The organism is Phycisphaeraceae bacterium (assembly GCA_019636735.1).
Classification (GTDB): Bacteria; Planctomycetota; Phycisphaerae; order Phycisphaerales; family SM1A02; genus VGXK01.
Window position 1 is genome coordinate 287,089 of the sequence record JAHBWY010000001.1, and the last position, 24,056, is coordinate 311,144.

At 65.7% G+C, this 24,056-nt stretch carries 16 protein-coding genes and 1 tRNA gene; 13 read left to right on the forward strand and 4 right to left on the reverse strand.

The features are described 5' to 3' along the window. Positions 1-15 precede the first annotated feature (15 nt). From KF724_01125 to KF724_01140, 4 genes are all read left to right on the forward strand, one after another. Complete coding sequence (locus KF724_01125; protein ID MBX3354281.1) at positions 16-1,797, forward strand: hypothetical protein; 1,782 nt, start codon at positions 16-18, stop codon at positions 1,795-1,797. A gap of 126 nt (positions 1,798-1,923) precedes the next feature. Next, positions 1,924-2,850 carry a dihydropteroate synthase gene (gene folP / locus KF724_01130; protein MBX3354282.1) on the forward strand — a complete coding sequence of 309 codons (927 nt, stop codon included), beginning with the start codon at positions 1,924-1,926 and terminating at the stop codon, positions 2,848-2,850. A 57-nt stretch (positions 2,851-2,907) separates the two neighbouring features. Then, positions 2,908-3,237: a thioredoxin gene (gene trxA, locus KF724_01135; protein MBX3354283.1), complete on the forward strand. Its 330-nt coding sequence runs from the start codon at positions 2,908-2,910 to the stop codon at positions 3,235-3,237. Positions 3,238-3,361: 124 nt separating this feature from the next. Then, a tRNA-Ala gene (locus KF724_01140) sits at positions 3,362-3,434 on the forward strand. Positions 3,435-3,591: 157 nt separating this feature from the next. Here the strand turns inward: KF724_01140 and KF724_01145 are convergent. Beyond that, positions 3,592-5,559, reverse strand: a complete 1,968-nt coding sequence (locus KF724_01145) for a CRTAC1 family protein (protein ID MBX3354284.1) — start codon at positions 5,557-5,559, stop codon at positions 3,592-3,594. A 68-nt stretch (positions 5,560-5,627) separates the two neighbouring features. Here KF724_01145 and KF724_01150 point away from each other — a divergent pair, with 68 nt between their 5' ends. Together KF724_01150 and KF724_01155 are read left to right on the forward strand one after the other, a co-directional pair. Then, entirely contained in the window at positions 5,628-6,443 is an 816-nt protein-coding gene (locus KF724_01150; protein ID MBX3354285.1) for a rhomboid family intramembrane serine protease, read from the forward strand. Between the two features lie 304 nt (positions 6,444-6,747). Beyond that, positions 6,748-8,346 (forward strand): HD domain-containing protein, encoded by a 1,599-nt coding sequence (locus KF724_01155; protein ID MBX3354286.1) that lies wholly within the window; start codon positions 6,748-6,750, stop codon positions 8,344-8,346. 15 nt (positions 8,347-8,361) lie between these two features. On the opposite strand, the gene KF724_01160 is transcribed toward KF724_01155, so the two are convergent. Next, entirely contained in the window at positions 8,362-9,465 is a 1,104-nt protein-coding gene (locus tag KF724_01160; GenBank protein ID MBX3354287.1) for an AI-2E family transporter, read from the reverse strand. Between the two features lie 120 nt (positions 9,466-9,585). On the opposite strand from KF724_01160, the gene KF724_01165 reads away from it, so the two are divergent. Further along, positions 9,586-10,890: a PQQ-dependent sugar dehydrogenase gene (locus KF724_01165; GenBank protein MBX3354288.1), complete on the forward strand. Its 1,305-nt coding sequence runs from the start codon at positions 9,586-9,588 to the stop codon at positions 10,888-10,890. A gap of 363 nt (positions 10,891-11,253) precedes the next feature. Here KF724_01165 and KF724_01170 read toward each other — a convergent pair whose 3' ends face one another. Further along, the gene (locus KF724_01170; GenBank protein ID MBX3354289.1) at positions 11,254-11,529 is read right to left on the reverse strand and encodes a hypothetical protein; all 276 of its coding nucleotides are present in this window, start codon (positions 11,527-11,529) and stop codon (positions 11,254-11,256) included. Positions 11,530-11,804: 275 nt separating this feature from the next. Continuing rightward, the gene (locus KF724_01175; GenBank protein ID MBX3354290.1) at positions 11,805-12,410 is read right to left on the reverse strand and encodes a metallophosphoesterase; all 606 of its coding nucleotides are present in this window, start codon (positions 12,408-12,410) and stop codon (positions 11,805-11,807) included. Positions 12,411-12,527: 117 nt separating this feature from the next. Between KF724_01175 and KF724_01180 the strand changes: the two genes are divergently transcribed. From KF724_01180 to KF724_01205, 6 genes are all read left to right on the forward strand, one after another. Further along, the gene (locus KF724_01180) at positions 12,528-14,561 is read left to right on the forward strand and encodes a hypothetical protein (GenBank protein ID MBX3354291.1); all 2,034 of its coding nucleotides are present in this window, start codon (positions 12,528-12,530) and stop codon (positions 14,559-14,561) included. Beyond that, positions 14,558-15,505 carry an aspartate carbamoyltransferase catalytic subunit gene (locus KF724_01185; protein ID MBX3354292.1) on the forward strand — a complete coding sequence of 316 codons (948 nt, stop codon included), beginning with the start codon at positions 14,558-14,560 and terminating at the stop codon, positions 15,503-15,505. The genes KF724_01180 and KF724_01185 overlap by 4 nt, the downstream gene beginning before the upstream one ends. 84 nt (positions 15,506-15,589) lie before the next feature. Then, entirely contained in the window at positions 15,590-17,359 is a 1,770-nt protein-coding gene (locus KF724_01190; protein ID MBX3354293.1) for a polysaccharide biosynthesis/export family protein, read from the forward strand. A gap of 118 nt (positions 17,360-17,477) precedes the next feature. Continuing rightward, positions 17,478-18,431 (forward strand): exosortase/archaeosortase family protein, encoded by a 954-nt coding sequence (locus KF724_01195; protein ID MBX3354294.1) that lies wholly within the window; start codon positions 17,478-17,480, stop codon positions 18,429-18,431. Continuing rightward, on the forward strand, positions 18,421-19,272 hold the full coding sequence (locus tag KF724_01200) for an exosortase-associated EpsI family protein (GenBank protein ID MBX3354295.1): 852 nt from the start codon (positions 18,421-18,423) through the stop codon (positions 19,270-19,272). Before KF724_01195 ends, KF724_01200 begins: the two co-directional genes overlap by 11 nt. 11 nt (positions 19,273-19,283) lie before the next feature. Further along, complete coding sequence (locus KF724_01205; GenBank protein ID MBX3354296.1) at positions 19,284-24,053, forward strand: tetratricopeptide repeat protein; 4,770 nt, start codon at positions 19,284-19,286, stop codon at positions 24,051-24,053. Positions 24,054-24,056: the final 3 nt, after the last annotated feature.

Below are 24,056 nucleotides of genomic sequence, written 5' to 3' on the forward strand. Positions count from 1 at the left end.
ACCTCAAGCGAACACATGAGCCCTCGCGTTCCGGTCGGCCCGACAGCACGACCTCGGTGGATGACGGCATGGACCGTGGCTGCGGCGGTGCTGCTCGCCCCAGGCACCCATGCCGGCGACCCGATCAAGGTCGACATGGCGCTTGACCTGGTTCCTCCGGACGCGCTTGGTGTCATCGTGCTCGCCGATCCCCGCGCGTCATCAGATGACATCGCCCAGTGCATCGCCCGCATGGATCGCCCGGAGGCGCTGCTGCTCGGGCGGCCCATCGACACGCTGAAGGCGCAGCTCGGCATTGGTGCGGGGCTCGATGATGCCGCACCGGTCGTCGCGTGGTGGCAGCCGCTTGGCGGTGCGGGCGACCTCGATGCACCGGTCGTGGTTCTGGGCACACTTGACCCCACGCAGTTCCTCGAAGCGAACTTCACCGAGGCGCGCGACATTGCACCCGACGCGTGGCGGCGCGAGGAGACGGTGGTTTACGCAAAGAGCGTGGATCGACTGGTGCTGCTGAGCCCCGACGCCGACACCGTGCGCAAGTGGACACACACGCCGGGGTTCGCGACGCTCCTCCAGAACCGTCTCGGCGAGTCGGCGATGCGCCTGGCGAGGAGCGGTGATCTCTTTGCCTGGGCCGGTCCAAGGGCGCTGACGCAGATGCGCACTCGCTTGATGGAGCAGGCGATGCTGCAAGCGGGCGATCGAAGCGCCGAAGTCGAGCGCCTCGCGCGCATCGCCGAAGGCATGAGTGATGCCTTGGTCGTCGTTGACATCGATCCGTTGGGGCTCTCCATCCGAACGCTCTCGATCTTCGAGCCCGAGAGCGCCATCGGCGCGCTCACGCGCGGCGGAGTTGCGGGCGGCAAAGGTGTCGATCGGCTTCCCGGGCAGCCGGGCGACACGCTCTTCGCGATGGCTGTCGATCTTCGCGGGCTTGGCGGAGGTGGGCCTTTGCTCGAAGTCGCGCGCCTGATCGGCATCGATCCCTTCATTCCCACCTGGGCGGTGGAGCACAAGGATTTGGTCGATCGCGTCCAGGTTGGCTTCTATCGCAGCCGACTCGGATACTCCGCGGGCATCTTCAATGACTCCGCCGTCTTCATCGAGACGAAGGATCCGGAGCGCGTGCGCGGGTTGATCCGACAGTGGATCGAGTCGATGACGGGCCCCGACCCGATCACCGGCGTCTCACGAACACCGTCGTGGGAGGAGGCTCGTGCGCTGCGGTCGGGAGAGACCGTCACCGCCTTTGAAGTGGCGGAAGATGAGAAGGCCGCCCAGGACGCCGAGGGTGCGACGGTAACCACGCGCATGGCCCAGCAGCTCATCGTGGGGCCGCGTGGCTTCCGAGGCTTCGTGCGCGTGGTTCCGGGCGGCGTGGTCATGACACTGAGCCATCGCACCGATGTGCTCGGTCGAGCCACCGATGCGGCGGCGGGCAAGGGCACCCTCGCCGAGAGCGGGACCGTTCGAGCGCTCCGACGATGGCTGCTCCCTGAAGCGGACATTGAGGGCTTTATCGGCATCGGCCCCATCGTGCGCATGGCGTACTCCGCGGCAGCGGCGTTCGGTGTGGCTCCGGCGAACATCGAGATTCCCGAGAGGCTCGAGCCCGTGGCGTTCGCGCTCTCGGTGCACGAGGGGCGCGTCGAGACGGCGGCGATGGTCCCCACGGGCGTCCTCGCCCTCATGTGGGATCAGGCCATGGCGATCAACATGCCGGGCGGCGCCGGGGCGCGTCGCGGCGCGGGGCAGGCGGCGCCGCGTCAGCAGGAGAATGGTGGCACCGAACCTTGAGGCGCGGGCGCGACGGATGATGGCCACGCGCGCGAGGTGCCGTTTCGAATCCAACGGGCGTCGTCCCTGCAAAGTCGGGCGCGCGGCCTTGAAGGCGCATGCCACGCGAGACTCGATGAGGGTGTCATGAGCGATCCGCGCCTCGTGCGATGGTCACTTGGCGCGGAGCGCTTCCTCGACCTGCGTCCCGGGGCACCGTGCCTCATGGCCATCATCAATGTGACGCCCGACAGCTTCTCCGATGGTGGGCTTGCGCTCGATCCGGCGCGGGCCATTCACCTCGCGGAAGAGGCCATTCATGAAGGCGCCGCCATCATCGACATTGGTGGTGAGAGCACGCGGCCGGGTGCTCAAGCGGTCGCCGACGATGAGCAGATCTGCCGCGTGGAGCCGGTGATCCGCGGGCTGCGGAGTCGGAGCGATGTGATCATCAGTGTCGACACCACGCAAGCGGCGGTGGCCGCTGCGGCGCTTGATGCAGGCGCCGACATCATCAATGACACGAGCGGCGGGCTGGATGACCCGATGCTCCTTCCGCTGGTGGCTGCTCGGCGCTGCGGTGTTGTCCTCATGCATCGGCGATCGGCACCGGCCCAGGAAGCGTGGAGCCACGAGCTCTTGAGCGACGCGTCGCGCGGTGCTCGGTCCATCGTCGAGCGTGTGCGACAGGCGCTCGACGGGCGCCTCCGCGCCGCGCGTGAGAAGGGCATCCACCCGGAACAGATTGTGCTCGACCCCGGACTCGGCTTCGGGAAGAGCGTGGATGAGAATCTCGAACTGCTGCATCGACTTCCTGAGTTCGCGTCGCTCGGCCGACCGCTGCTGATCGGCGCAAGTCGCAAGAGCTTCATCGGCGCCGTGACCGGTGTCGAGAAGCCATCGGAACGACGCGCGGGGTCGATTGCGGCTGCCGTGTTGGCAGCCTTGGGCGGGGCGGCGATTCTGCGAGTCCATGAGGTTGCCCCTCATCGGGAGGCCATGAGCCTGCTGCCCGGGCACGAGAAATGCAGCCGTCAGGTCGCCGCGGAGCGCGTCGGCGATCGTCCCCGATGAGGACCCGCGCACGCGTGCTACCATCTTCACCCCAAAACTGATTTTCAGGAGACCTTCATGGCCGGCACTTCGACACTGACCTTCACCGATGCGAACTTCGACAAGGAAGTTCTTCAGAGCAATGTTCCCGTTCTCGTTGACTTCTGGGCGGAGTGGTGCGGACCCTGTCGGGCCATCGCGCCGTCGATCGACGAGATCGCCCAGGAGTTCGAGGGCCGCGCGAAGGTCGGCAAGTTGGACATCGACTCGAACCAGCAGATCGCGCTGAAATTCGGCATCCAGTCGATCCCCACGCTGCTGATCTTCAAGGGCGGACAGGTCGCCCAGAAGCTGGTTGGCGGCCGGCCGAAGAAGCAGATCGCCGACGCCGTCGCCAGCGTGCTCTGAGCGCGTCGGGCGCGGCTGGTGCTGGCGCTGCCCCGTGGCACGGTTGCACCGTGGCTTTGCTGGGAAGGACCCCTGCGCGTAGACTCTCCGTCCCCGAGCGGCCGACGCCGGGCACAAGTTGACCGGGCCTGTAGCTCATTTGGGAGAGCGCTTCCATGGCATGGAAGAGGTAGTCGGTTCGAACCCGATCAGGTCCATTCGCCACGAGATGCGGTTGGGGGGACATGTGACGGCATGAGGCCGCCAAGGGGCCGTTCGGCGTCATGCCGTCATGCGACACCATGAAATGCCAGGGAAACATGAGGTGCCATGCCACGCCACGGCTTGCAAGGCCATGCGGCGCCAATTCGCGTCTCATGGCGGGTCCGGTGAGATCGTGATGGACTGACCGGCGCTTTCAATGGCGATCCATGCGTCCTGCCGAGGCGGAGTCGATGGCCATGTCACTCGAAGTTGCAGGGGGCGATCGGGCTCGAGCCCGAACACGATCAGCGCTTCCGACTGCTTCCCCGCGTGTCCGCCGGGTCCGGCGAGCTGCCGTTTCTGAAGGTGTTCGCGACCATCACCCCGAACCTGGCGCACCTCGACGATCGCGCCATGCGGAGTCGTGGCAATGCCGAGCGAAGGATCGCCCTTGAGTCGCACGATGAGTGCGCTTGGATCGATGGTGCGCGGCGACGGGAGTGCGGAGCCCGGCGCGCTTCGATCAAGCTCACGATGCTCATTCGCGCCTCCATCGCTCGGCGGTGACGCACTCTTCGCCGAACTCTCGGTGGTCATCTCATTCGAGGAACTCGCTCGATTCAGGAAGATCCGAAGCTGTGGCGTTCCTCCAGCCGCCGCGATCATCTCAGGTGTGAATCTCGTGAAGCTCTGTCCGGCCACGAGGTCGATGCGACCGTCGCCATCGAAGTCGGCCCAGGCGATCTGGCCGCAGCCCGGGTGATCGATGCCGAGTTCCGCAGTTCGGTCGATCAGGCGCCGCGGAGACTCGGCGCCTTCGTCGACATCGACCTGCATGAAGATCCGAAGCCGCTCATCGAAGGGCGGAGGATCGGGGTAGTCGCCACTGGCCAGAATGACATCAAGACGCCCGTCGAGATCGAGGTCGGCAACCTCCACGAAGAGGTCGCCCTGGTTCCAGCGTCGCGCGTCGGGCGAGTCGTTTGGAGGAATGCGATCGAGGCACCACTCAGGCTCCGCCACGAAGCGCCCGCCGAGCTGGAGCAGCGTGCGCGTGCGGTCACTCGAAGGACCCGCCCACGCATGCGTGATCTCGGCGATGACAAGATCAAACGCGCCATCACCGTCGAGGTCGCCGATGGCGGCGTCGAAGGTGTTGCCGTTGGCACGGAAGGGGAGTTCATCCTTGCGATCAAAGCGAGGATCGGTGCGAGCCCGCTCACGCAGCCACTCCGGGTAGGCGCCCGAGCGCTCTGCATCGCCATCGAGGCCGAGCGCCGGCGCTTCATCACGCCACCCCTCCGTCGAGCCCACATAGAGACGATTCCAGCGGCGTCCGTACGCGAGCATCAGGAGTTGCGGTGGCGGAGCGATCGATCGATCGAGCACTTCCGCGATCAGCACTCCATAGAGCGGTCGGCCGCCTGCATCGAGCGCTTCCGTGAACTCGGCGTCATCTTCGGGCAGTGCCGTGCGAACGAACTCAGGCGCGCCGCTCGGTGCGGCACGGTTGAGAAGCAGGTCCGCCGGGAAGGCGTCCAGCGAACTTCCATAGGCGCGATACCAGCGCCCGATCAGCACATCGGTGCGACCATCGCGATCGATGTCGCCCGCGGCCATCGCCGCCACGGTGCCAGGTCGCGCGGCTGCGATCTCGCGGGGCGCTTGGAAGCTTCCATCGCCTCGTCCCGGCTGCCACCAAGTGGCGCCCATGGAGCGCGAAGCGACGGCATCGAGCACGCCATCGCCATCGAGGTCCGCGAAGATGACCACGCCATCAGAACCGGGGTCGTCAAGACCGGACTCGACCCGCTCGAATCGAAACCCAGGCTCGTCCTCTGGCGCCGAGCGGAGCAGCCACACTTCCGTGCGCTGCACGATGAGATCGGGGCGACCGTCCCCATTGAGGTCGGCCACGGAGACGCGCGCCGCGTTGACCCCGCTCAGGCCGACCTGCCGCGAAACCTCGATGAATCGCGGTTGGGGCGCCTCATCTCGCGGCGTCGCGATGGGAGAGCCGCTCGATTCGTTGCTGGGCGAGACAGCCGACCGGGCGCTCATCGACGCGCTTGGAACGGGACTCAACGGAGCGACGAGTTGAGCGCCAAGCAGAATCGCCAGCAGTCCCGTCCATGTCATCCACGCGATGGTACTCGCGTGCATCGTGGGGTCGAGCAGGGCGCCAGGGCCTACACTCCTCACCTCGCATGAGCCCGCTCGACACCATGGAACGCTGGCTGCGTCCCGTTGCCATGCCCTACCTGGCGGCGGTGATTGCCGGTGCACAGATGGTGATGTGGCTTTGGGTGCTGATCAGCGCACCGTCGACGCCCGGCGCGCTGCTCGATCCGATCACGCTCGTGCCGTCGCAAGTGATGGCGGGGGAGTGGTGGCGCCTGCTCACCTTCCTCGCCGTACCACCGAATGTGCACCCGCTCTGGCTGGCGCTGATGTGGCTCTGCCTGGTGGCAATCGGCAGCGAACTCGAGCGTGGATGGGGCACCGCGCGCTTCAATCTCTACCTTCTCATCGGGTGGCTGGCCACCTGCGCCGCCGCCTTCGCTCGACCCGATCAGTCCACGACGAACGGCTTCATCCTGCTCTCGGTCTTCCTCGCCTACGCGACGCTCTTTCCCGAAGCGACCTTCCGGCTCTTCCTCATCATTCCGGTGAAGGCGAAGTGGATGGCGCTCTTCACTTGGATCGTGCTCGGCATTGGGTTCGTTCTGGGTGATGGCGCGGCGAAGCTGGCGATCCTTGCTTCGGTGGCGAACTGGTCGGCGTTCTTCCTTCCGATGGTCATTCGACGGACTCGCAGCCGCACGGTGCAGGCGGCGCGCCGAGCCGTGCCGAAGAAGCGCGAGCCCTTCCATCGTTGCGTTGTTTGTGGAAAGAACGATCTCTCCCATCCCGAGCTCGAGTTCCGATACTGCGACAAGTGCGAGGGGGCTCCCGGGTACTGCCTTGAGCACCTCGCGACGCATCAGCACATTCGTCGCGAGGCACCGCTTCACACGCCCTGAAATGGTGCGTCCGGGCCGCTCATGCGCGCGAGCTCGCATGGCCCCGCCCGAGTCGGATGGCCTGCCGCCTTTCGGGAACGCTCGTTGAGGGAAACACTCACGCGCTGGTGATCGGTCCATGTCAGCGGACAAGCGCGGGCCCGCATGCCGCGTCGTGGGCCGCCAAGGCATCATCGCCAGCCGTCGAGGCGGGTTGTGCGGAGTGGACCAGCACAATCTTGATGAACCCGGCCCAATGGGGTCATGACTGCGGGGGATGGGGCCGATCGGGCGTCAGGTCCGTCTTTCCGAGGAGGTTCCACCAATGAGCGACTTTTGGCTGATTCCACGAGGCGATGCAGGGGGCATGAGGCTCAAGCTCGAGCCGCCCGGACCTGTCACCATTGGTCGGGCGCCGGGGTTGACCGTCACGCTTCCCGATCGCGGGGTCAGCCGGAATCACGCCGTGCTGCAATGGAGCTATCCGTCGGGTGATCAGCCCGGACACTGGCGCCTCACGGATCTCGGCAGCCAGGGTGGCACCTTCGTCAACGGCGTTCGACTGCGCGGCGAGCGATCGCTTCGCGTCGAGTCGGGCGATGTGATTGAGATTCCGCCCTATAGCTTTGAGCTCATCGATCGCTCGGAGCGCCCGCGCAGCGATGCGACATTCGCACTCCCGGAACAGATCGACTCCACGAACTCGGTGCTCGCCGTCGAACCGGAGGGTGCCTCCGGACTTGCTCAGGATCAGCTCCTCGCCATTCTCTCGACCAGCAACACGCTGCACCAGGCTGCGGACGAGCGTTCCGTCTACGAGATCCTCGTCGATGGCGTGGTGAGCCTGACGGGCTTCCCGAATGCCGCGCTGGTGCGCCTTGAGAACGAAGGCGAGTCGGCGGAACTACTCGCCGCGAGGGGCCAGGTCGTGGATCGTTTCGGACGCCCGTCGATCAGCCGCTCGATCGTGCGACGCGCGAGCAGCGGTCCGATCGTGATTCGGGATGCAGGCTTCGAAGAGGGACCGCAGAACGGAACGATCAACACGCTCCACATCAGCCGAGCGATCTGTCTCCCCGTGGAACACGGCGCGGTTCGATTCGGCTTCCTCTATCTCGATGACCGCGACTCAGCCGACACCACACGCGACATCGCGGCCGTGGCAAATGCGGCACATGTTCTGGTCCGCCTCGCGGCGCTCAGCCTTGCGAACTTGGCGCGACTTCGCATGGAACAGCGGCTCCAGGAGGAGCAGCGCCTCATGTTCGGCGGCACCATGCATGCCCTCATCTCCGCCATCGATGCCAAGGATCGCTACACGCGCGGTCACTCCGACCGAGTGTCCGCCTTCGCAGCGCTCCTGGCCGAGCAGGCAAACCTTGGCACCGAGATGATCGAACGAGCGCGGCTCTGCGGATTGGTCCACGACATCGGCAAGATCGGCGTTCCGGAGTCGATCCTCTCCAAGCCCGGCCGCCTCACCGACGAGGAGTTCGCGGCCATCGCCGCGCATCCGCAGATCGGCTTCGACATCCTGCGCGACATTCCGCAGATGCGCGAAGTGCTCTGCGGAGTGCTCGAACACCATGAGCGCTGGGATGGCACCGGCTATCCGCAGGGCAAGAAGGGCGAAGAGATCTCGCTGCTTGGCAGGATCATCTGCCTCGCCGATTGTTTCGATGCGATGACCAGCGCCCGAACCTATCGACCCGCGCGCACCATCGACGAGGTGCTCGAAGAGATCCGTCGCTGCCTCGGCACACACTTTGATCCGAAGTTGGGCGAGGCTTTCCTGTCGATTCCAATCGAGCGCCTTCGTCCGCATGTTGCGCCGCCACCGGCGCCGGTCGACGAGGTCCCCTCGGGCGAGACGCGAGCGGTCCCCATGCCGTCGCCATCGGCAAGCCGAAGCGCGGCGGCCTGACTCATCAGTTGTCGCTCATCGCGGGATTGAGCCCGTCGCCGAGGCGGAGGTTCGTGCGCCTGCATCGGGTGCGATGATCGTCTCGGAGCCGGTGCCGAGCATGACCGCAAGCCAGCGGAACTCGCGCGTGTTCGCGAGGAGAATCTTGGCGACCATCGTCAGAGGCACGCTCAGGAACATGCCGACGGGCCCGAGCAGCCAGCCCCAGAAGACGAGGCTCAGCAGGACCACCAGCGGGCTCAGGCCGAAGCGCGATCCGAAGAGGCGCGGCTCGATCAGGCTTCCCACGATCACATTGAGGGCGACTTGGCAGACAATCATCCACATGGCCGCCATGGGTCCGCCCTGCGCCAGCGTCAGCAGCACGGCCGGCACCGCGGCGATGATGGGACCGAAGACCGGCACATAGTTCAGGAAGAAGGCGAAGATCGCGAGCGGGAGCGCGTACGGCGTTCCGAGCAGCCAGCAGGAGAACCAGACCAGCAGCGCCGCGAGGAGATTGGTGCCCGACTTGAAGGCGAGATAGCGCTGCACATCCTGCATCATGCCGCGATAGCGCGAGAGATCGGAGGCGCTTGAACCGAACGCGCGGTGCAGCTTGTCCGGGAGCGCCGCCGCTTCCGCGATGATGAAAGTCCAAGTCAGCAGCACGAAGAAGCCGGTCTTCGCCACACCCACCATCGCGGTGAGGAAGTTCCCCATGTAGGCGAGAATGCGCGACGCGTCGAGCTGCTCCTTCACCATCTCCGGTGGGATGTCGATCTCGCGCTCGCGCAGCCAGTCGACGATCTTCGAGATCTCCTGTTGCAGGATGACCTGATAGCGCGGCAGTTGCTGGGGGAAGCCGAGCAGCCCTCGCGCAAGCAACCAGCCGAAGATGACGAGAATCGCCAGGACCACCACGAGGACGACGGCGAGGCTGGCCCACTTCGGAAGGCCAGCGCGGTGGAGCGCTGCCATCGGCGGCAGCGAGATGATGGCGAGGAACACCGCGCAGAGGAAGGGGACGACCAGCTCTGCACCGGCACGCAAGCCGGCGCAGACGATCATGAACATGGCCAGCACGACCAGTGCGCGGGAGGCGGCGCCGCCGCGAGTTGAACTGGAGGAGTCGCTCATGCTCGGCGGGAAGGATAGCGGGCGACCTACGATGGCCCCATGCGAACTTCCCCCGGAGACCGCCCGCCTCTCGTCCTGCCCCGAGGCGACAGGTGCCGGCGATCTCTCTCCCTTGCCTTGATGGGTGGCCTGCTCCTCCTCGCATCCGGTGCCCACGCCGACTCGCCGGCCCTCGATCAAGTGTCGACCACCACGCCCGCCTCGTCCGCCCAGGGCGCGGCGTCACCAGCGGCGCCCCCTGCACCGACACAGGGCTCCGCGTCGGTCGAACTTCCTGCCATTCCCGAAGTCCGGGTGCGGCGCATCCTTCCATCGCTGGTTCTGAAGCGACCACTTCAAGTGGTGCAGGCGCCGGGCGATGAGTCGAGGATCCTCATTCTGGAACAGGCTGGTCGAGTTCTGCGCGTGGACCCGAGCGATCGTTCAGTGCGCCAAGGCGACATCTTCCTCGACATCCGCAAGCGCGTGAACGATCGCAACAACGAGGAGGGCCTGCTCTCGCTCGCCTTCCACCCGGAGTATGAGAAGAACAGAACCTTCTTCGTCTACTACACGGCCGAGCCGCCCAAGCGCAGCGTCTTGAGTCGCTTCCGCGCCAGCGACGACGGATCGCGTGGCATCGCCGACAGCGAAGAGATCCTGCTTGAAATCGAACAGCCCTACTGGAACCACAATGGTGGAACCGTCTGCTTCGGCCCCGATGGAATGCTCTACCTCGGTGTCGGCGACGGCGGAGCCGCGAATGATCCACTTCAGGCCGGTCAGGACCTCGGGCAGTGGCTCGGCAAGATCCTCCGGATCGATGTGAACCGCCGCGATCAGGGGCGTCGCTACGCCGTCCCGCAGGACAACCCCTTTGTCGGTGTGCGCGGCGCGCGGCCGGAGATCTGGGCCTATGGCCTGCGTAATCCATGGCGCATGGCCTTCGATCGCGAAACGGGAGAGTTGTGGACCGGCGATGTCGGCCAGAACGATTGGGAGGAGATCGACATCATCGTGCGCGGTGGCAACTACGGGTGGAATGTGCGCGAGGGCAAGCACAGCTTCCCCCGTGGCAAGCCCGGCAGTTTCGGCTCGGAGTACATCGATCCGATCATCGACTACGGCCGTCACGAGGGCATCTCCGTCACGGGCGGCGCGGTGTGGCGCTCGACGAAGTTTCCCGCGATGAACGGTGTCTACATCTATGGTGACTTCGGGAGTGGCGCGCTTTGGGGATTGCGCCACAAGGATGGCACGACGCTGGGCCCGAAGGTCTTCGTCAAGAGCGGCCGAAGCAAGTGGTCGAGCATTGACCAGATCAATGACGGCACCATTCTGCTCACCAGCATGGAGGGTGGAGAGCGAGGGCCGGGCGCGATCTTCGAGATTGTTCCGGCTCGCGGTGAGTCCGGTGGCAGCGAGCCGGCCGGCGATGAGGAGTGAGGGCGCGGGATCACGCGTGGCAATCGGTCAGCCAGTGTGATCGCGCGGGGCGCTCGAGACATGGCGCGGCAATCGGTCAGCCAGTGTGATCGCGCGGGGCGCTCGAGACATGGCGCGGCAATCGGTCAGCCAGTGTGATCGCGCGGGGCGCTCGAGACATGGCGCGGCAATCGGTCAGCCAGTGTGATCGCGCGGGGCGCTCGAGACATGGCGCGGCAATCGGTCAGCCAGTGTGATCGCGCGGGGCGTGTGAATGGATGGTCCGCTGCGGCGCTCGCGCGATGGCATCATGCAGCGCGCCACGACCGCACGCAGCTCGTCGTCGATGCATGGGCGCTCTCGTGCGCCGCCCGGGTTCGTGACTCAGCCCTGGAGATAGCCTGGCTGCGTGTACCAGGGACCCGAGGGATATGGGTAACCCGGCTGATCGAAGCTCGGGTCCTGGTTGTCGCCCTGCTCCACATTGATGTAGCTCGGAGCAGGCCAACCCATCGACTGGGATTGCACCTGCGTCGGCGCTTCCATGCCGGGGAAGAGCTCCTGCTGCTGGCATGCCGCAAGAAGAGCGGACCCCAGAAGAAGTCCCGCGGCTCGGATGATGGTGGCTCGCCGAAGTGAATCGCCTGAAGCGGAGTTCATGGCCGGAAGAATACGCCGCGATCGAGTTCTCGTCTCGCCTGCGCCCGGGCACTGACCGCGTCGGTGTCGGCGGTGGTGGCCCCGTCAGCTTCTGCGGCAGCGCGATTCAGAGTGTCATGCGACCACCAACTCTGCGTATCGCGTTCACTTGAATGATCACGGCCTCGCCGCGAACCTGATTGACGCACGACTTCCCAAGAGCGCGTGTAAACAACGACCCGGGCAACGAAGTCACGGCCCCGTGCGGGGCGCGACGATGGACCCGCGCGGATCGATCATGACATCGGGTCGAGGGGCGAGCGCGTCGGCTGGATGCGCGGCCACGCCTGGGGCACGCGAACCTCACGGGTTCGCAGGAAGTTCGCGAGTTCCGTGACTTCGATCGGCGAGAAGTCCCAGCAGTCCACGCCGACATCGGTGCTGCGATCGAGCTCGGCCACGGTGCCGTGGGTGTGCCCGTAGCCAAGCATGGCACCTTTGAACTGACCGCGCCAGACTCGCAGCGGATAGTGACAGAGGTTGAGGCGCCCGCGCGATCCGTCGCGGAGTCGGATCGAAAGCAGATCCGTCACTTCCTCAAAGAGGCGATCGAACGCCTTCACGCCCTGCGGGTCATGGTTGCCTCGCACGAGAATGATCCGTCGGCAGCGGATCTCCGCGCGGACCTCGGAGGCCCTGCGGCGGACCGATCGCTTCGACCATGCCGCAGGTCCGCAGAAGTCACCAATGTGGATGAGGGTGTCCCGGCGACCGACGCGCTCATTGATCCGCGCGACCAACGCAGAGTCCATGGCCTCGGTCGTGTCGAACGGTCTTGCAAAGAGTGAGATCGCCTCCTGGTGGCCGAAGTGGGTGTCCCCGCTGATGAAAAGTGCAGCCATCTGGAGAGATCCGAGTCGCGGTGCCGGTTGCGACCGCTGAGAGCGGAGACTACTCACTGCGATCGCTCGCCGACGCGGCGGCAAGCCGGGCGATGAGCGAGGCCTACACTGCGAACGATGAGCGAAGAGTGCATCGATCGGCGCGAGCAAGAGCGCACTCGGGAGCGCTCCCCGGTTTCGTCGATCGCCGCATCGATGCGCTTTGAGCGATGCCTTGCAGCGCTGGGGTCAACGCGCGACCTATGCCACGCGATCGTCGCATCGATGCGAGTTCTTCAATACCCGGCCGCGCTGCGACCAACGCGCGATCGACGCCTCTCGATTGCATCGATGCGCGCGTTGCAATGGGGGATCATGGTCTGCCTGTCGCTGGTTGGTGTGCTCTCGTTCACGCATCGCGCCGATGGCGCTGGCGCGCCCCCCGCGAATCCGAAGCAAGCGACTCCCTCGACTCCTGCGACGCCTGCGCCGAGTGCGACACCCGAATCGACCGGAGCGCTCCTGATCGTGCACTCGCCCTCGCTCGAGTCTGCAGCCCGCGCATGGCGTGACCACCGCGCGGCGCAAGGATGGCTCGTGCAGATCGGGGCTTCACACACCAGCGATCCTGCGGCGCTCCGATCGATCATTCGTAGCTGGGCTGCCGCTCACGCCGACGCGCCGCGAGCGGTGCTTCTGCTCGGTTCGGTTCCGCCTCGCTCGAACGATGCCGCGAAGGCTGAGACAGCACCGCCGACCAAGGCTGACGGTGTTCCCACCTTCCACTTCGTGCAGCGCGACAGGGCGATCATTGACCGGCGCGACTCCAGGTTCGCCAGCGACGCGCCCTATCAGGATCTGGATGATGACGGTGTGCCCGACCTCATGCTCGGCCGGGTACCGGCGCGCTCCGAGAGCGAGGCGCAGCGCCTGCTCGAGAAGATCCGCGTGTGGGAGGCGACTCCACCCGGCCACGGTCATCGGCGCGTTGAGATCGCCGCTGGTGAAGGTCGCTTCGGGCCCTATGACGCCCTCCTTGAACTTCTGACCTCGTCGCTCCTGATTGAGTCCGTGCCGATCACCTTCGATCTTCGCGCGAGTTACGCCAAGGCATCGAGTCCTTTCTGTCCGCCACCATCGAGCGTGCGATCCGTCGTGCGCGATCAGGCGCTCTCCGGGGCGCTCCTCTTCAACTATGTGGGGCATGGTCACGCGACGGGCCTCGATGCGCTCTGGTGGCATGGAGGCCGAGAGCGCCTGCTCGAGGTTGAGGACCTGACGCTGCCGAAGGACGAAGCTCAGAATCCCGCCGTCACACCGGGCGGCGTGGCGCTGATGATCTGCTGCTCCGTCGGCTGGTTTGATGATCCGAATCGCCCGTCGCTCGCCGAGGCGATGCTCTTTCATCCTCTCGGTCCGGTCGCCTTGATCGCGGGCAGCCGCCCCACGCATCCCTATGCGAACGCCATCGTCGAACGCGACGGCGTGCGCCTTCTGTTGCGTGACCGCGTGCCCTTGGCGGGAGAGTGGGAGTTGGGCATCGCCCGATCACTCACCTCGAACGAGCCTGAAGAACTTGACCTCATCGCGGCGCCAATCGCCTCGTTGCAGCGCTGGTCACTCTCACTGCGCGAGATGCGGCGCGATCACGCTCGCCTCTACAACCTGCTCGGGGATCCGACCACGCGCATCGTGCACCCGCCCGCATCGGCCTCAATGTCACTCACGCTCGACCAAGCGCGCCGCTTGCGAGGGACGCTGGTCAGCGATCCACCCCCCGGCGCCACCGCCGAGGTCAGCCTGCTCTCGCGTCGGCGCGCCGCGCCTCCGGGTGTGATTCCCGCTTCGGGCCCGAACGATCCGAACCTCGAGTCGATCACCGCGCGAAACTGGCCCAGGGCGAATGAGTGGGTTCTTTGGCGCACCCGGGTTCCGCTCGATGGGGGATGCTTCGAAGTCGATCTTCCCGAACTTGGCCCGCGTCGGCCGCACACCTTGGTGGTGAGCGTCACCGCGCCGAACAGGGAGGAGCGGCACCCGTTCGCCGCGGGGTCAGTGTCCGCGGCTGGTCACCAGCCCGCGGATCAGGCACGGGCTGACACGGGGCGCGAAGCTCTGGTCGCCCTCGACTGGATCGACTACGAGGCGCTGATACGCTCCGCCGCGCGATGAGCAAGGACTTCCTCCAGCTTGAAGGACTTCCCAGGGCTGAGCTCGAGGCGTTGCTTGAGGCCGCGGGCCGCAATCTCGCCATCGCCGAGCAGAAGGTGGCGCGTCGAGAGAGCCTTACGGGTCGCGTGGTCGCGAACATGTTCTTCGAGGACTCGACCCGGACCCGGTGCAGTTTCGAGACGGCGGTGCACCGGTTGGGGGGCGAGGTCTTCAATTTGGGAGAGTCGGGCTCATCCACACGGAAGGGCGAAACACTGGTCGACACCGCCCTCAATGTGGAGGCGATGGGTGTCTCAGCGATCGTCGTCCGAACCAGTGTCTCCGGGGGTGCTGCCTTGGTCGCCCGGCGGGTTCGCTGCCCTGTCATTAACGCCGGCGATGGCCGCCACGAGCATCCGACGCAGGGACTGCTCGATCTCCTGACTCTTCGAGAGGCAATTGGGTCGATCGAAGGCCGATCGATCGCGATCGTGGGTGATATCGCCAACAGTCGGGTCGCCAGGTCGGCCATTCACGGGTTGTCGACATTCGAGGCACGAATCAAGCTGGTCGGGCCGCCAACGCTCGTGGGAGAGGCCTATCGGTACATCTCCGGCAGGCCAGATCTCATCAGCATTCATCACGATCTTGACCTCATCATTCCAGAACTGGATGCGATCATGATGCTTCGTATCCAGAATGAAAGAGCGTCTGGTAACCTTGTCGCCGGCGACTATCGCCAGATGTACGGCCTGACGCCGGACCGCGCTTCTCGCCTGCCCGGACATGCGATTGTGCTTCACCCAGGGCCCGTCAATCGAGGCGTGGAAATCGACGACACCGTGGCTGACGATCTGCCTCGAAGCCGCATCCTTCGGCAGGTGACACAAGGGGTTGCTGCGCGAATGGCGGTGCTCGAACGATTGCTTGGAGTTGCGGAAACTCGAAGCCCTGTTGCAGCGTAATGCCGTTCTTTGCCGACACGAGAGCGGCCGAGTACCATTTCCCTGCACATCGTGGGGGTTCAATAACGACCTTTGGAGCCGAGCTTGACACGCGTTGCTGATGCCGTCATCCGTCGACTCTGGACCCTGGTGGCAGGGACCGTGTTCGCATCCCTTGCGCTGGTGGGGCCCGGCTGTGAGACCGACAGCTTCCTCGACCCCAGCCGTACGGGCTATTTCGGGTTTGTGCCAACCACGGTGCCGGTCCTGAAGCGGATCGATGTCATCGAGACGGCGACCTACGACAACGCGATCGTCGGGCCGCCCGAGCCCGAAGATCTGCTGCCCAACACGCACGAGTATGTCTTTGGCCCCGGCGATGTTCTGGTCGTCGAGATCTACGAACTGCTCCAGCGTGGTGACACCGAGCGCCTCGTCCGCACCATCGATCCCGACGGCTTCATTCGACTCCCGGTGCTGGGTAGTGTGCCGGCGGCGGGGCTCTCCATTCAACAGCTCGTTGACCGCATCAAGGAGCGGCTGGTCGCGCAGAACATCATTCTGCGAAACCCGATCGTCAATGTGACGCCGGAAGAGACTCGCTCCTACCAGTACAAGGTCTTCGGCTCGGTGGAGCGTGGCGGGCTCTTCGCCCTCAATCGGGTGGATCTCAAGCTGACCGACGCGCTCGCCCTCGCGCAAGGTGCGTTCCCCACGACGCAGAAGATTCGAATCATCCGATCGGTGCAGGATGTTCGCACAGCGCCGGCGGATCCGATCCTCGATGCTCAGTCGCGCCCGTCGACGGCGCCTGCCCAGCCGACAGCGCCAGCGACCACACCAAGTTCATCGACACCCAGCCCCACACCCTCCCCGGGCCAGACTCCCGACATCGACTCGCTGATCGACCAGCTCAATATTCGAGGTGGTGGTCGCGGCGCAGCTCCCGCACCGGGTGGTGCAGCGCCAGCGGCCGGTGGCCCGGCTGCCGCGCCGCCCGCAGGTGATGCGCCGGCGGGCAACGGCAATCGTTCCCAGCCCATCGACCCCATGCCCAGCCCGGGCGCCGTGCGCGATGTCGCCATCGGCGCGAGCCGCGTGTCGCTCGGACGGCAGGACGCTCTTCCGCCCATCGATATCGACTCGCTCGAGCCGGTCCGCATTTCGGACAGTCCCGTGGTTCAAGGCGCGCACCGTCAATCGGTGACGGCTGCACCACCGAGCGATGGAACGACCTTCGTCTTCGATCAGGATCGCCAGGAGTGGGTTCGCGTTCGAGCAGGCACGGTTCCGCCACCAGGGGCCGCGCCTGGAGGCGCTCGCACCGGGGCCGCTGCGGCAGCCACGCGGGTCAAAGAGCCATCGCGCTACTCAGGTCCGCCCACGCGCGTGATCGAGATTCCCTATGACCAGCTCATCAACGGCGTGCCCGGGCTCGACATTGTCATTCGGCCCGGCGACATGATCTACGCCGATGCGGGCGACCGGGGAGTCGTCTACATCGATGGTGAAGTCAACAGGCCAGGCGTCTACCAGCTTCCCGAGGGCGGTCGTCTCACCGTCAGCCGACTCATTGCCGCGGCAGGTGGACTGAACCAGATCGCCATTCCGCAGCGCTGCGACCTCATCCGCAAGGTCGGCGAGGATCGTGAAGCCGTCATCCGGATCAATGTGGCCGCGATCCGCAATCGCGGTGAACCGGACATCTACTGCAAGCCTGACGACCATGTGATCATCGGCACCAACTTCTGGGCGACCCCGCTGGCGGTCATCCGGAACGGCTTCCGCATGACCTACGGGTTCGGCTTCCTGCTCGACCGCAACTTCGGCAACGATGTCTTCGGACCTCCGCCGGTCAATGTGGTCGGAGGGTAATCGTCGGAGGATGGACGCCGAGATCACCGCCTGACGGTCCCAAGGCCACGGACCGGCCTTCAATTGCCTGAACCTGACCCCGGATTGGGTCGATGTTCATCAGAAGCCTGTCTTGGTCATGTCCACGGTCGCCACGAGTCCATCCGCACGGTTTCAGGAACCGTCCCGCGGCACCATCCAGCTCACGCCCACCATGGCGCTGGTCGGTGGCGTCGTGCTCTTCCTGATCTTCGTCTCGGTCTTCTGGCACTTCCTCTACATGCAGGTTCGCAGCGGTGTCGAGGAGCCCGCCGACTGGGGACATGTGCTGGTCATTCCATTCGTGAGCGGGTGGTTCATCTGGCTTCGGCGCGAGGAGCTGCTGCGCCAGCCCTTCAAGCCCGCGTGGAGCGGTCTGATCCTGATGGTGGTCGGGCTCCTCATCTACGCGATGACGCTTCTCGGTCCCGTGGCGCTCCAGCATCCGAACTTCCAGGGCGGCGGTGTCGTTCTGACCTTGTGCGGAATGGCTCTGCTGCTGTGCGGTTGGCGCGCCATGAAGTGGCTCTGGTTCCCGATTGTCTATTGGGGCATCTTCGGGCAGCGCATCTCCGAGCAGGCCCTCCAGGTTGTCACGCTGCGGCTTCAGGACATTGCGGCGCGCGGCGCGTACTTCCTGCTGAACGCGATTGGATTCGACACCGATATCGCCGGCAACATCCTGACGGTGCATGGCTCCGACGGCGTAGCGCACCCGCTGAATGTGGCCGAGGCGTGCTCAGGCATGCGCATGCTAGTGGCGTTCATGGCGCTCGGTGTTGCGATGGCCGTGGTGGGCCTCGACAAGTGGTGGCAGCGAGCCGCGCTCATCGTGATGGCCGCGCCAGTGGCGGTGGCTGTCAATATTCTGCGCGTGGCCACGCTCGGGCTCTTGAGCCTGCGTGATGTCAACATGGTGCAGGGCGAGTTCCATCACTTCGTGGGAATGGTCTGGCTGGTGCCAGGCTTCATCATGTTCCTCGGCGTGCAGTGGTGCCTGAAGGTTCTTGGTGAGGGGTGGCGCGTGCCGGTGGGAGGGGCCCATGCGCGTTGAATCAGGATTCCGTGCGGCCTTCGTGGTCACCTGTCTCACCCTGCTGGCGGGAGCGATTGGATTCCGCGCCTTCGCGCTCGCGGTGAACGCCTGGCTGCTCAAGGAACCGGCGCCGCTTCGAGCACCGCTCTCGACCATTCCCACCACGCTCGGACAGTGGCGCGCCGTGGGACCGGACACGCTGCTCAACGATGCCATGGTCGAGGCGCTCGGCACCAAGTTCTATCTGAACCGCAACTATGCGATCGACGGCGACCCTGCGAAGGGCTTCCTGCAACTGCACATCGCCTTCTACACGGGGCTGATCGACCGCGTGCCGCACATCCCGGAGCGCTGCTTTGTCGCGGGCGGACTCGTGCAGCGGGCGCCGCCGCAGCAACGCCCGCTCGCGATCGATCGATCGGGCTGGAGCGAGGAGGCCGGGCCGGTCAATCTCGCCACGGGCGAACGCTATCCGATGGCGACGGTGCGCGACCCCATCACCCTCGAGGAGCACGATGTGCACCTGCCGATCGGGGAGACGGCCTTCACGGTCATCGAGTTCCAGGATCCCGCGCACCCCGAGATGCGCCTTCTCGGTGGATATCTCTTCATCGCCAATGGACGCCTGACTCCGAGCGCCGGCGGAGTGCGAGGTCTCTCCTACTCCCTCTCCGAGCGCTTTGCTTACTTCGCCAAGGTGCAATTCACTGGCCAGTACCGCGGAGGTGACGGCAGCGGCGCGCAGTACGAGGCGCTGGTCGCCGACCTGTTGCGCGAATTGCTGCCCTACCTGATGCAGCGCCTGCCCGACTGGCCCGAGTACGAAGCACGCACCCGAATCCGGGGCACGAACTCCTGAGCTCACCCACCATGCCGCAGCAACTGAACACCAAGTTCATCGTCGTCGTCGTCGCATTCATCGTCGTGGCCGTCGGGTCGGTCGGCCTCTTCTGGGGCTACCGCGTCATGACCGACCCGGTGAAGAACATCGAGCGGGGCCGTGAGTTGGAGGCCGCGGGCAACTACGCGGAAGCGGTGCGGGCGTACGGTCGCGCTGTTTCAAAGCGACGCACCAACATCGAGTACCTCGACCTCATGCGCAACGCGCTCCTGAAGGTGGTTCCACCCACGGCCGAGGAGGCGCGCCAGCACTACCAGATGAACCTCGACCTGCTTCAGCAACGGGCCGCCGTCGAGCCGAGCAAGCTCGACCCATGGCTCCCGCTCCTGGATGCCCAGCGGGATCGAGCCCACTTCCTCCAGAATCCGGCTGCGTGGCGAGCACTGGCTGACACCGCGACGCGGATGCGCGAGTCGATGCCCGCTGGCAGCGAGGGCGAGCGCATCGCATTGCGTGAACTCGGCGTTGCCTCGGTGCAGCGCGACGCCCAGTTGACCGACTCGGAGCGGCGCGAGGTTGAGGCGATGTTGCGCAAGGTGCTGAGCGCTGACTCGAAGGATGAGCGCGCGTGGGACGCGCTGATGCTGCTGCTTCTGAGCGATGCCAATCGACAGTTCTTGGCGAACCAGCGACTGCAGGGCACGGAGCGCCAGCGCGAATTCGAGCAGGCCCTCGCCGAGGCAACGGCCGCGGTTCCTGACTCGGCGGCCGTCGCGCTCGCCCGTATTCGTCTCCTGCGTTCGCTGGTGGCGCGGGGCGAACTCGATGTGATTGATGCCGTGCCGCAACTTGATGAGCCGCTGACCGCGCTGGAGGCCGTGTCGAGCGGTCCTGCCGTTGATCGCTGGCAGGTCAGCACGGCCGTGAACGAGCTTCTGTCGACCAACCGCCGCGCCGACGCGGAGCGCGCGACGGCGCTGGTGGAACTGGCCCTCTCGCGGAATCCCAACGACCTCGTTCTGAAGCGACTGCTTGCGATTGCCTTGCGGCAGTACGACCTGGACCGTGCCGTGTCCGTCTCGCGGGGGCTCATTGACAGCCCCACGCCGCCCGTGAGTCTCGAGAGCGCCTTCCGAGATGAGATTCGAAGCGACGCGGCGGAGCGGGTCTTCGACATCGAGATCGCCAAGGCGCGCGTCGCCGAGGATGAGACCATCCGGCGCGGCCACATTCAGAACGCGGAGAAGATGCGCGACCTGCTGGTCGAACTCACGCGAGGCGGACCCGCGGACAATCCCCGGCTCCTCAAGTCCGAGGCCAAACTGGCGCTCCTCGCCGGTGATCTGGTGACGGCCTCCGCGCGGCTTGACCGCATTATTCGCCAGGACGCCGCCGATGCCGAGGTGTTTCTGCTGGCCGCCGATGCCGCGGCACGAAGGAACGAACTCGGGCTGGCGCTCAACCGCATCAATCAGGGCATCGAACGGGCCGGTCCGACCTATGCGTTCCTTCTGGCGAAGGCGAAGGTCGAACTTGGCCTGCGCCGTGCAGCCGAGGCGATGCGCACTGCGGAGCAGATTCTCGCCGCCCGGCCCGATGATGTCGAAGCGATGGAAGTGCGCGACGCCGCGCGCCGTATCACCCAAGCGGCGTCACCGGGCGGCAGTGCCGATCCCATCGTGCGGGATCTCCAGGAGTCGGAGCGCCTGCTGTCGGAGCGCAAGACCGATGACGCGACGGTGATCGTCAATCGCCTTCTCACCGCGCATCCCACTGATGCACGAGTGCTCACGCAGGCAGCGCGTCTCAAGATGATGAACGAGGAGATTGAGGCGGCTGTGCAACTCCTCGACCGCGCACTCGCCCAGGCGCCCAACGATCCGTTCATCATTCAGCTTCGCTCGGTGGCGGGGACGACCGACCCCGTGGATCGCATCAACAACATGGTGCAGTTGAGCGTGGCCGATGAACGGCAGCGACCGATGGCGAAGTACTCCATGCTCATGGGCGTGATTGCCGCGGTGCGTCGCGAGATTGCTGCAGGCGGCCGAACAGCCGATGGTCGAATCCGTGACATTGACGAGCTCAACGCTTCTCTCGCTCGACTCGAATCAGTCCTGCCCGAGTTCCGTCAGGCGGCCTTGGCCGCCGGAACCACCGGTCCCGCGTTCTTCACGGCGGCCTTCGACGACGCGGTCGTCGCGGCCGATTTCAAGCGTGCTGAGCAGGTCGGCGTCGAGGCGGAGAAGGCAGGCGAACGCGCCTTGGGCATCTTCCTTCAGGCTCGAGCGCTCGGCCTTCAGGGCCGTGGTGCCGAGGGTATCGCGCTGCTTGAGCGCAATCGCCAGCAGGGCATCAACAGCGTCGAAATGGCGCGGCAGCTCGGCGAGCTGCGTGAGGCCGCCGGGCAGGTCCCCGAGGCGATCGCGGCGCTCACAGAGGCCTATGAGCGGCGCCCCGGCGATCCAAGCACGCTGCGCACGCTCGCGGAGCTGCTCCGGCGAACTGGCGAGAACACGCGGGCGCTTCAGCTCTATCGTGATGCAGCCCAGTTGCCATTTGCCGATCGTTCCGTGGTGCAGACCTGGCTCCGCCTCGAAGATCAGTTCGGAGATCGCTCGACGGCGCTCTGCTGGCGTCGCAGGATCTTCGCGGAGAGCCCCGGCGACCGCGAGAATGCCCTCTCCCTTGCCGTGCTCCTGACCGATGGGCAGGGTGACTATCGCCTGCTCGTCGATGCGCAGTGCCGACCGCGATTCACCGACAGCGAGTGGGTCTCACTCGCCCCCGCTCGGCGACAGCAGGAGATTCAGACGATGATCCGCGCCAATCAGGCGGAGGGCGCGGAGGTGTTCCGCAGGCTTCTGCTTCAGCGGAATGACGACTTCGAGGCGGCTCTGTTGCATGCTCGCGCCATGGCTCGGGACGGCCGAGTGAATGACGGTGAGAAGCTGCTCCGCGAGGTGCTTGCCCGAGCCGAGGTCTCGCAGACTGGTCCCATGTGGATCGGCCTCGGCCAGTACCTCGATGGCGTCGGTCGGACCGACCAGGCGCTCGAGGCCTTCGAGCGCGCTCGGCAATTGCAGGATCCGAAGCGCCGTGAGGCGGACGCGACCATCTCTGATTACTGGTTCAACCAGAGTCAGTGGGAGCGTGCGTACACCGCGCTCGGGCTTGTGCTGGAGGGCCAGGCGTCGCCTGACCCGCGTCTCCTCCGTCGCCAGGCGGAGATCGCCCTGAAGCTTCGACGATTCGACGAGGCTGATGCGCTCGTGGAGCGATCCGTGGCGAGTGGTGGCGCCGAGTCTCGGGATGTGGTGGTGGAACTGCTCACCGCGAACATCGCGAATGGACGAGCGGAAGACCTCTGGACCGCAGGCGACAAGGCCGGCGCCGAGGCGGCGTTCTCGAAGTCCGAGGCGGCGTTGCGGCGAGCCATCCAGCTCCAGCCGGGCAGCGCGCTGCCGGTTCTCTCGCTCGCGTCACTTCAGAAGTCTCGGGCCATTCGCACCGGCAATCAGTCTGAACTCAACGCGGCGCAGGCGAGCGCCGAGCGCGGTGTCGCGATGGCCAGCGCGTTCTGGCCCGGCGTCCGATTGCTCCATGAGATCCTGCTTGAGAAGGGCGACCTGACTGGGGCGACCGCGGCCGTCGAGCGATTCCTGCCTACGGACATGGGCAATGTCGAGGCCCGTCGAGCGCTGGCGGACCTCTATCTCCGCGCGGGCAACATTCAGCGTGCGCTCGCGGTGCTTGCCGACGGTGCGACTCGCACGCCTTCCGACCCGGTCTGGCCGATTGCCATCGGCGAGATCCAGTCGCGTCGTGGGCTTCACGCCGAAGCGGTTGCGGCGTTCGATCGAGCGCTCGAGTTGTCGCCGGGACCGCAGCTTCTGACTCGTGCCGTCGAAGCGCGACAGCGCTCGTCACCCCCCGATTGGCGAGGCATTGTCGCGCTTGGACGACAGTACTCGAATGAGTTCCGCGCGAGTGGCACCCTTCGGGCCGCGCTCGGAGCATCGCTCGTCAATACCGGCGACCGCGACAGCGGCTTGCAGACGCTTCGGGAGACCGGCCGTTTCATCCGTGCCGAGATTGCCGCGCAGCGAATGCGGATGGCGGAACTCGACGCGTGGTACGCGGCACTGCGTCAGGTCTTCCCCGCACCCCGGACTCAGGAGCTCGACGCCTTCGTAAGGGAGACCTTCGCGAACGATCTCCAGGCCGACGATCTGCGCTGGCTCGCAGCCATGTGGACGGAGACCGGACCGAGCGGCATCGTCAAGGCCGAGGAGTATCTGGTTCAGGCAATCGCGGCTGCGGAAGCGTCACAGGATGCGCTCTATCGCAGTCGTGTCTGGCTCGCCGCGGGCAATGTCGCTTACTTGAAGGATGACTGCAACGAAGCGATCCGCTACTTCGAGAAGGTGGCCGAAGAGGATCCGACCAATGTCACCGCCCTCAACAATCTTGGCTACCTGCTGGCGAAGTGTCAGAACGAGACGAAGCGCGCCCTGGGTTACGCCCGGCGAGCCGTCGCGGCTTCGCCATCACAGCCCGAATTCCTCGATACGCTCGGCTTCGTCCTCCTGAAGGAGGGCGAGTACTCCGAGGCTCGTACGATGCTTGAGCGAGCCGTTCGCATCAGGCCGAACGCCGGCACTTTCGTTAAGTTGGCCGAGGCCTTCAAGGCGCTCGGACGAACCAATGACGCGGTGGGCGCTCTCGATCAGGCCGCCGCATTGAACCCGACACCTGAAACCCGCGCCGCCATCGACGAGCTGCGCCGGTCCATGTAACGA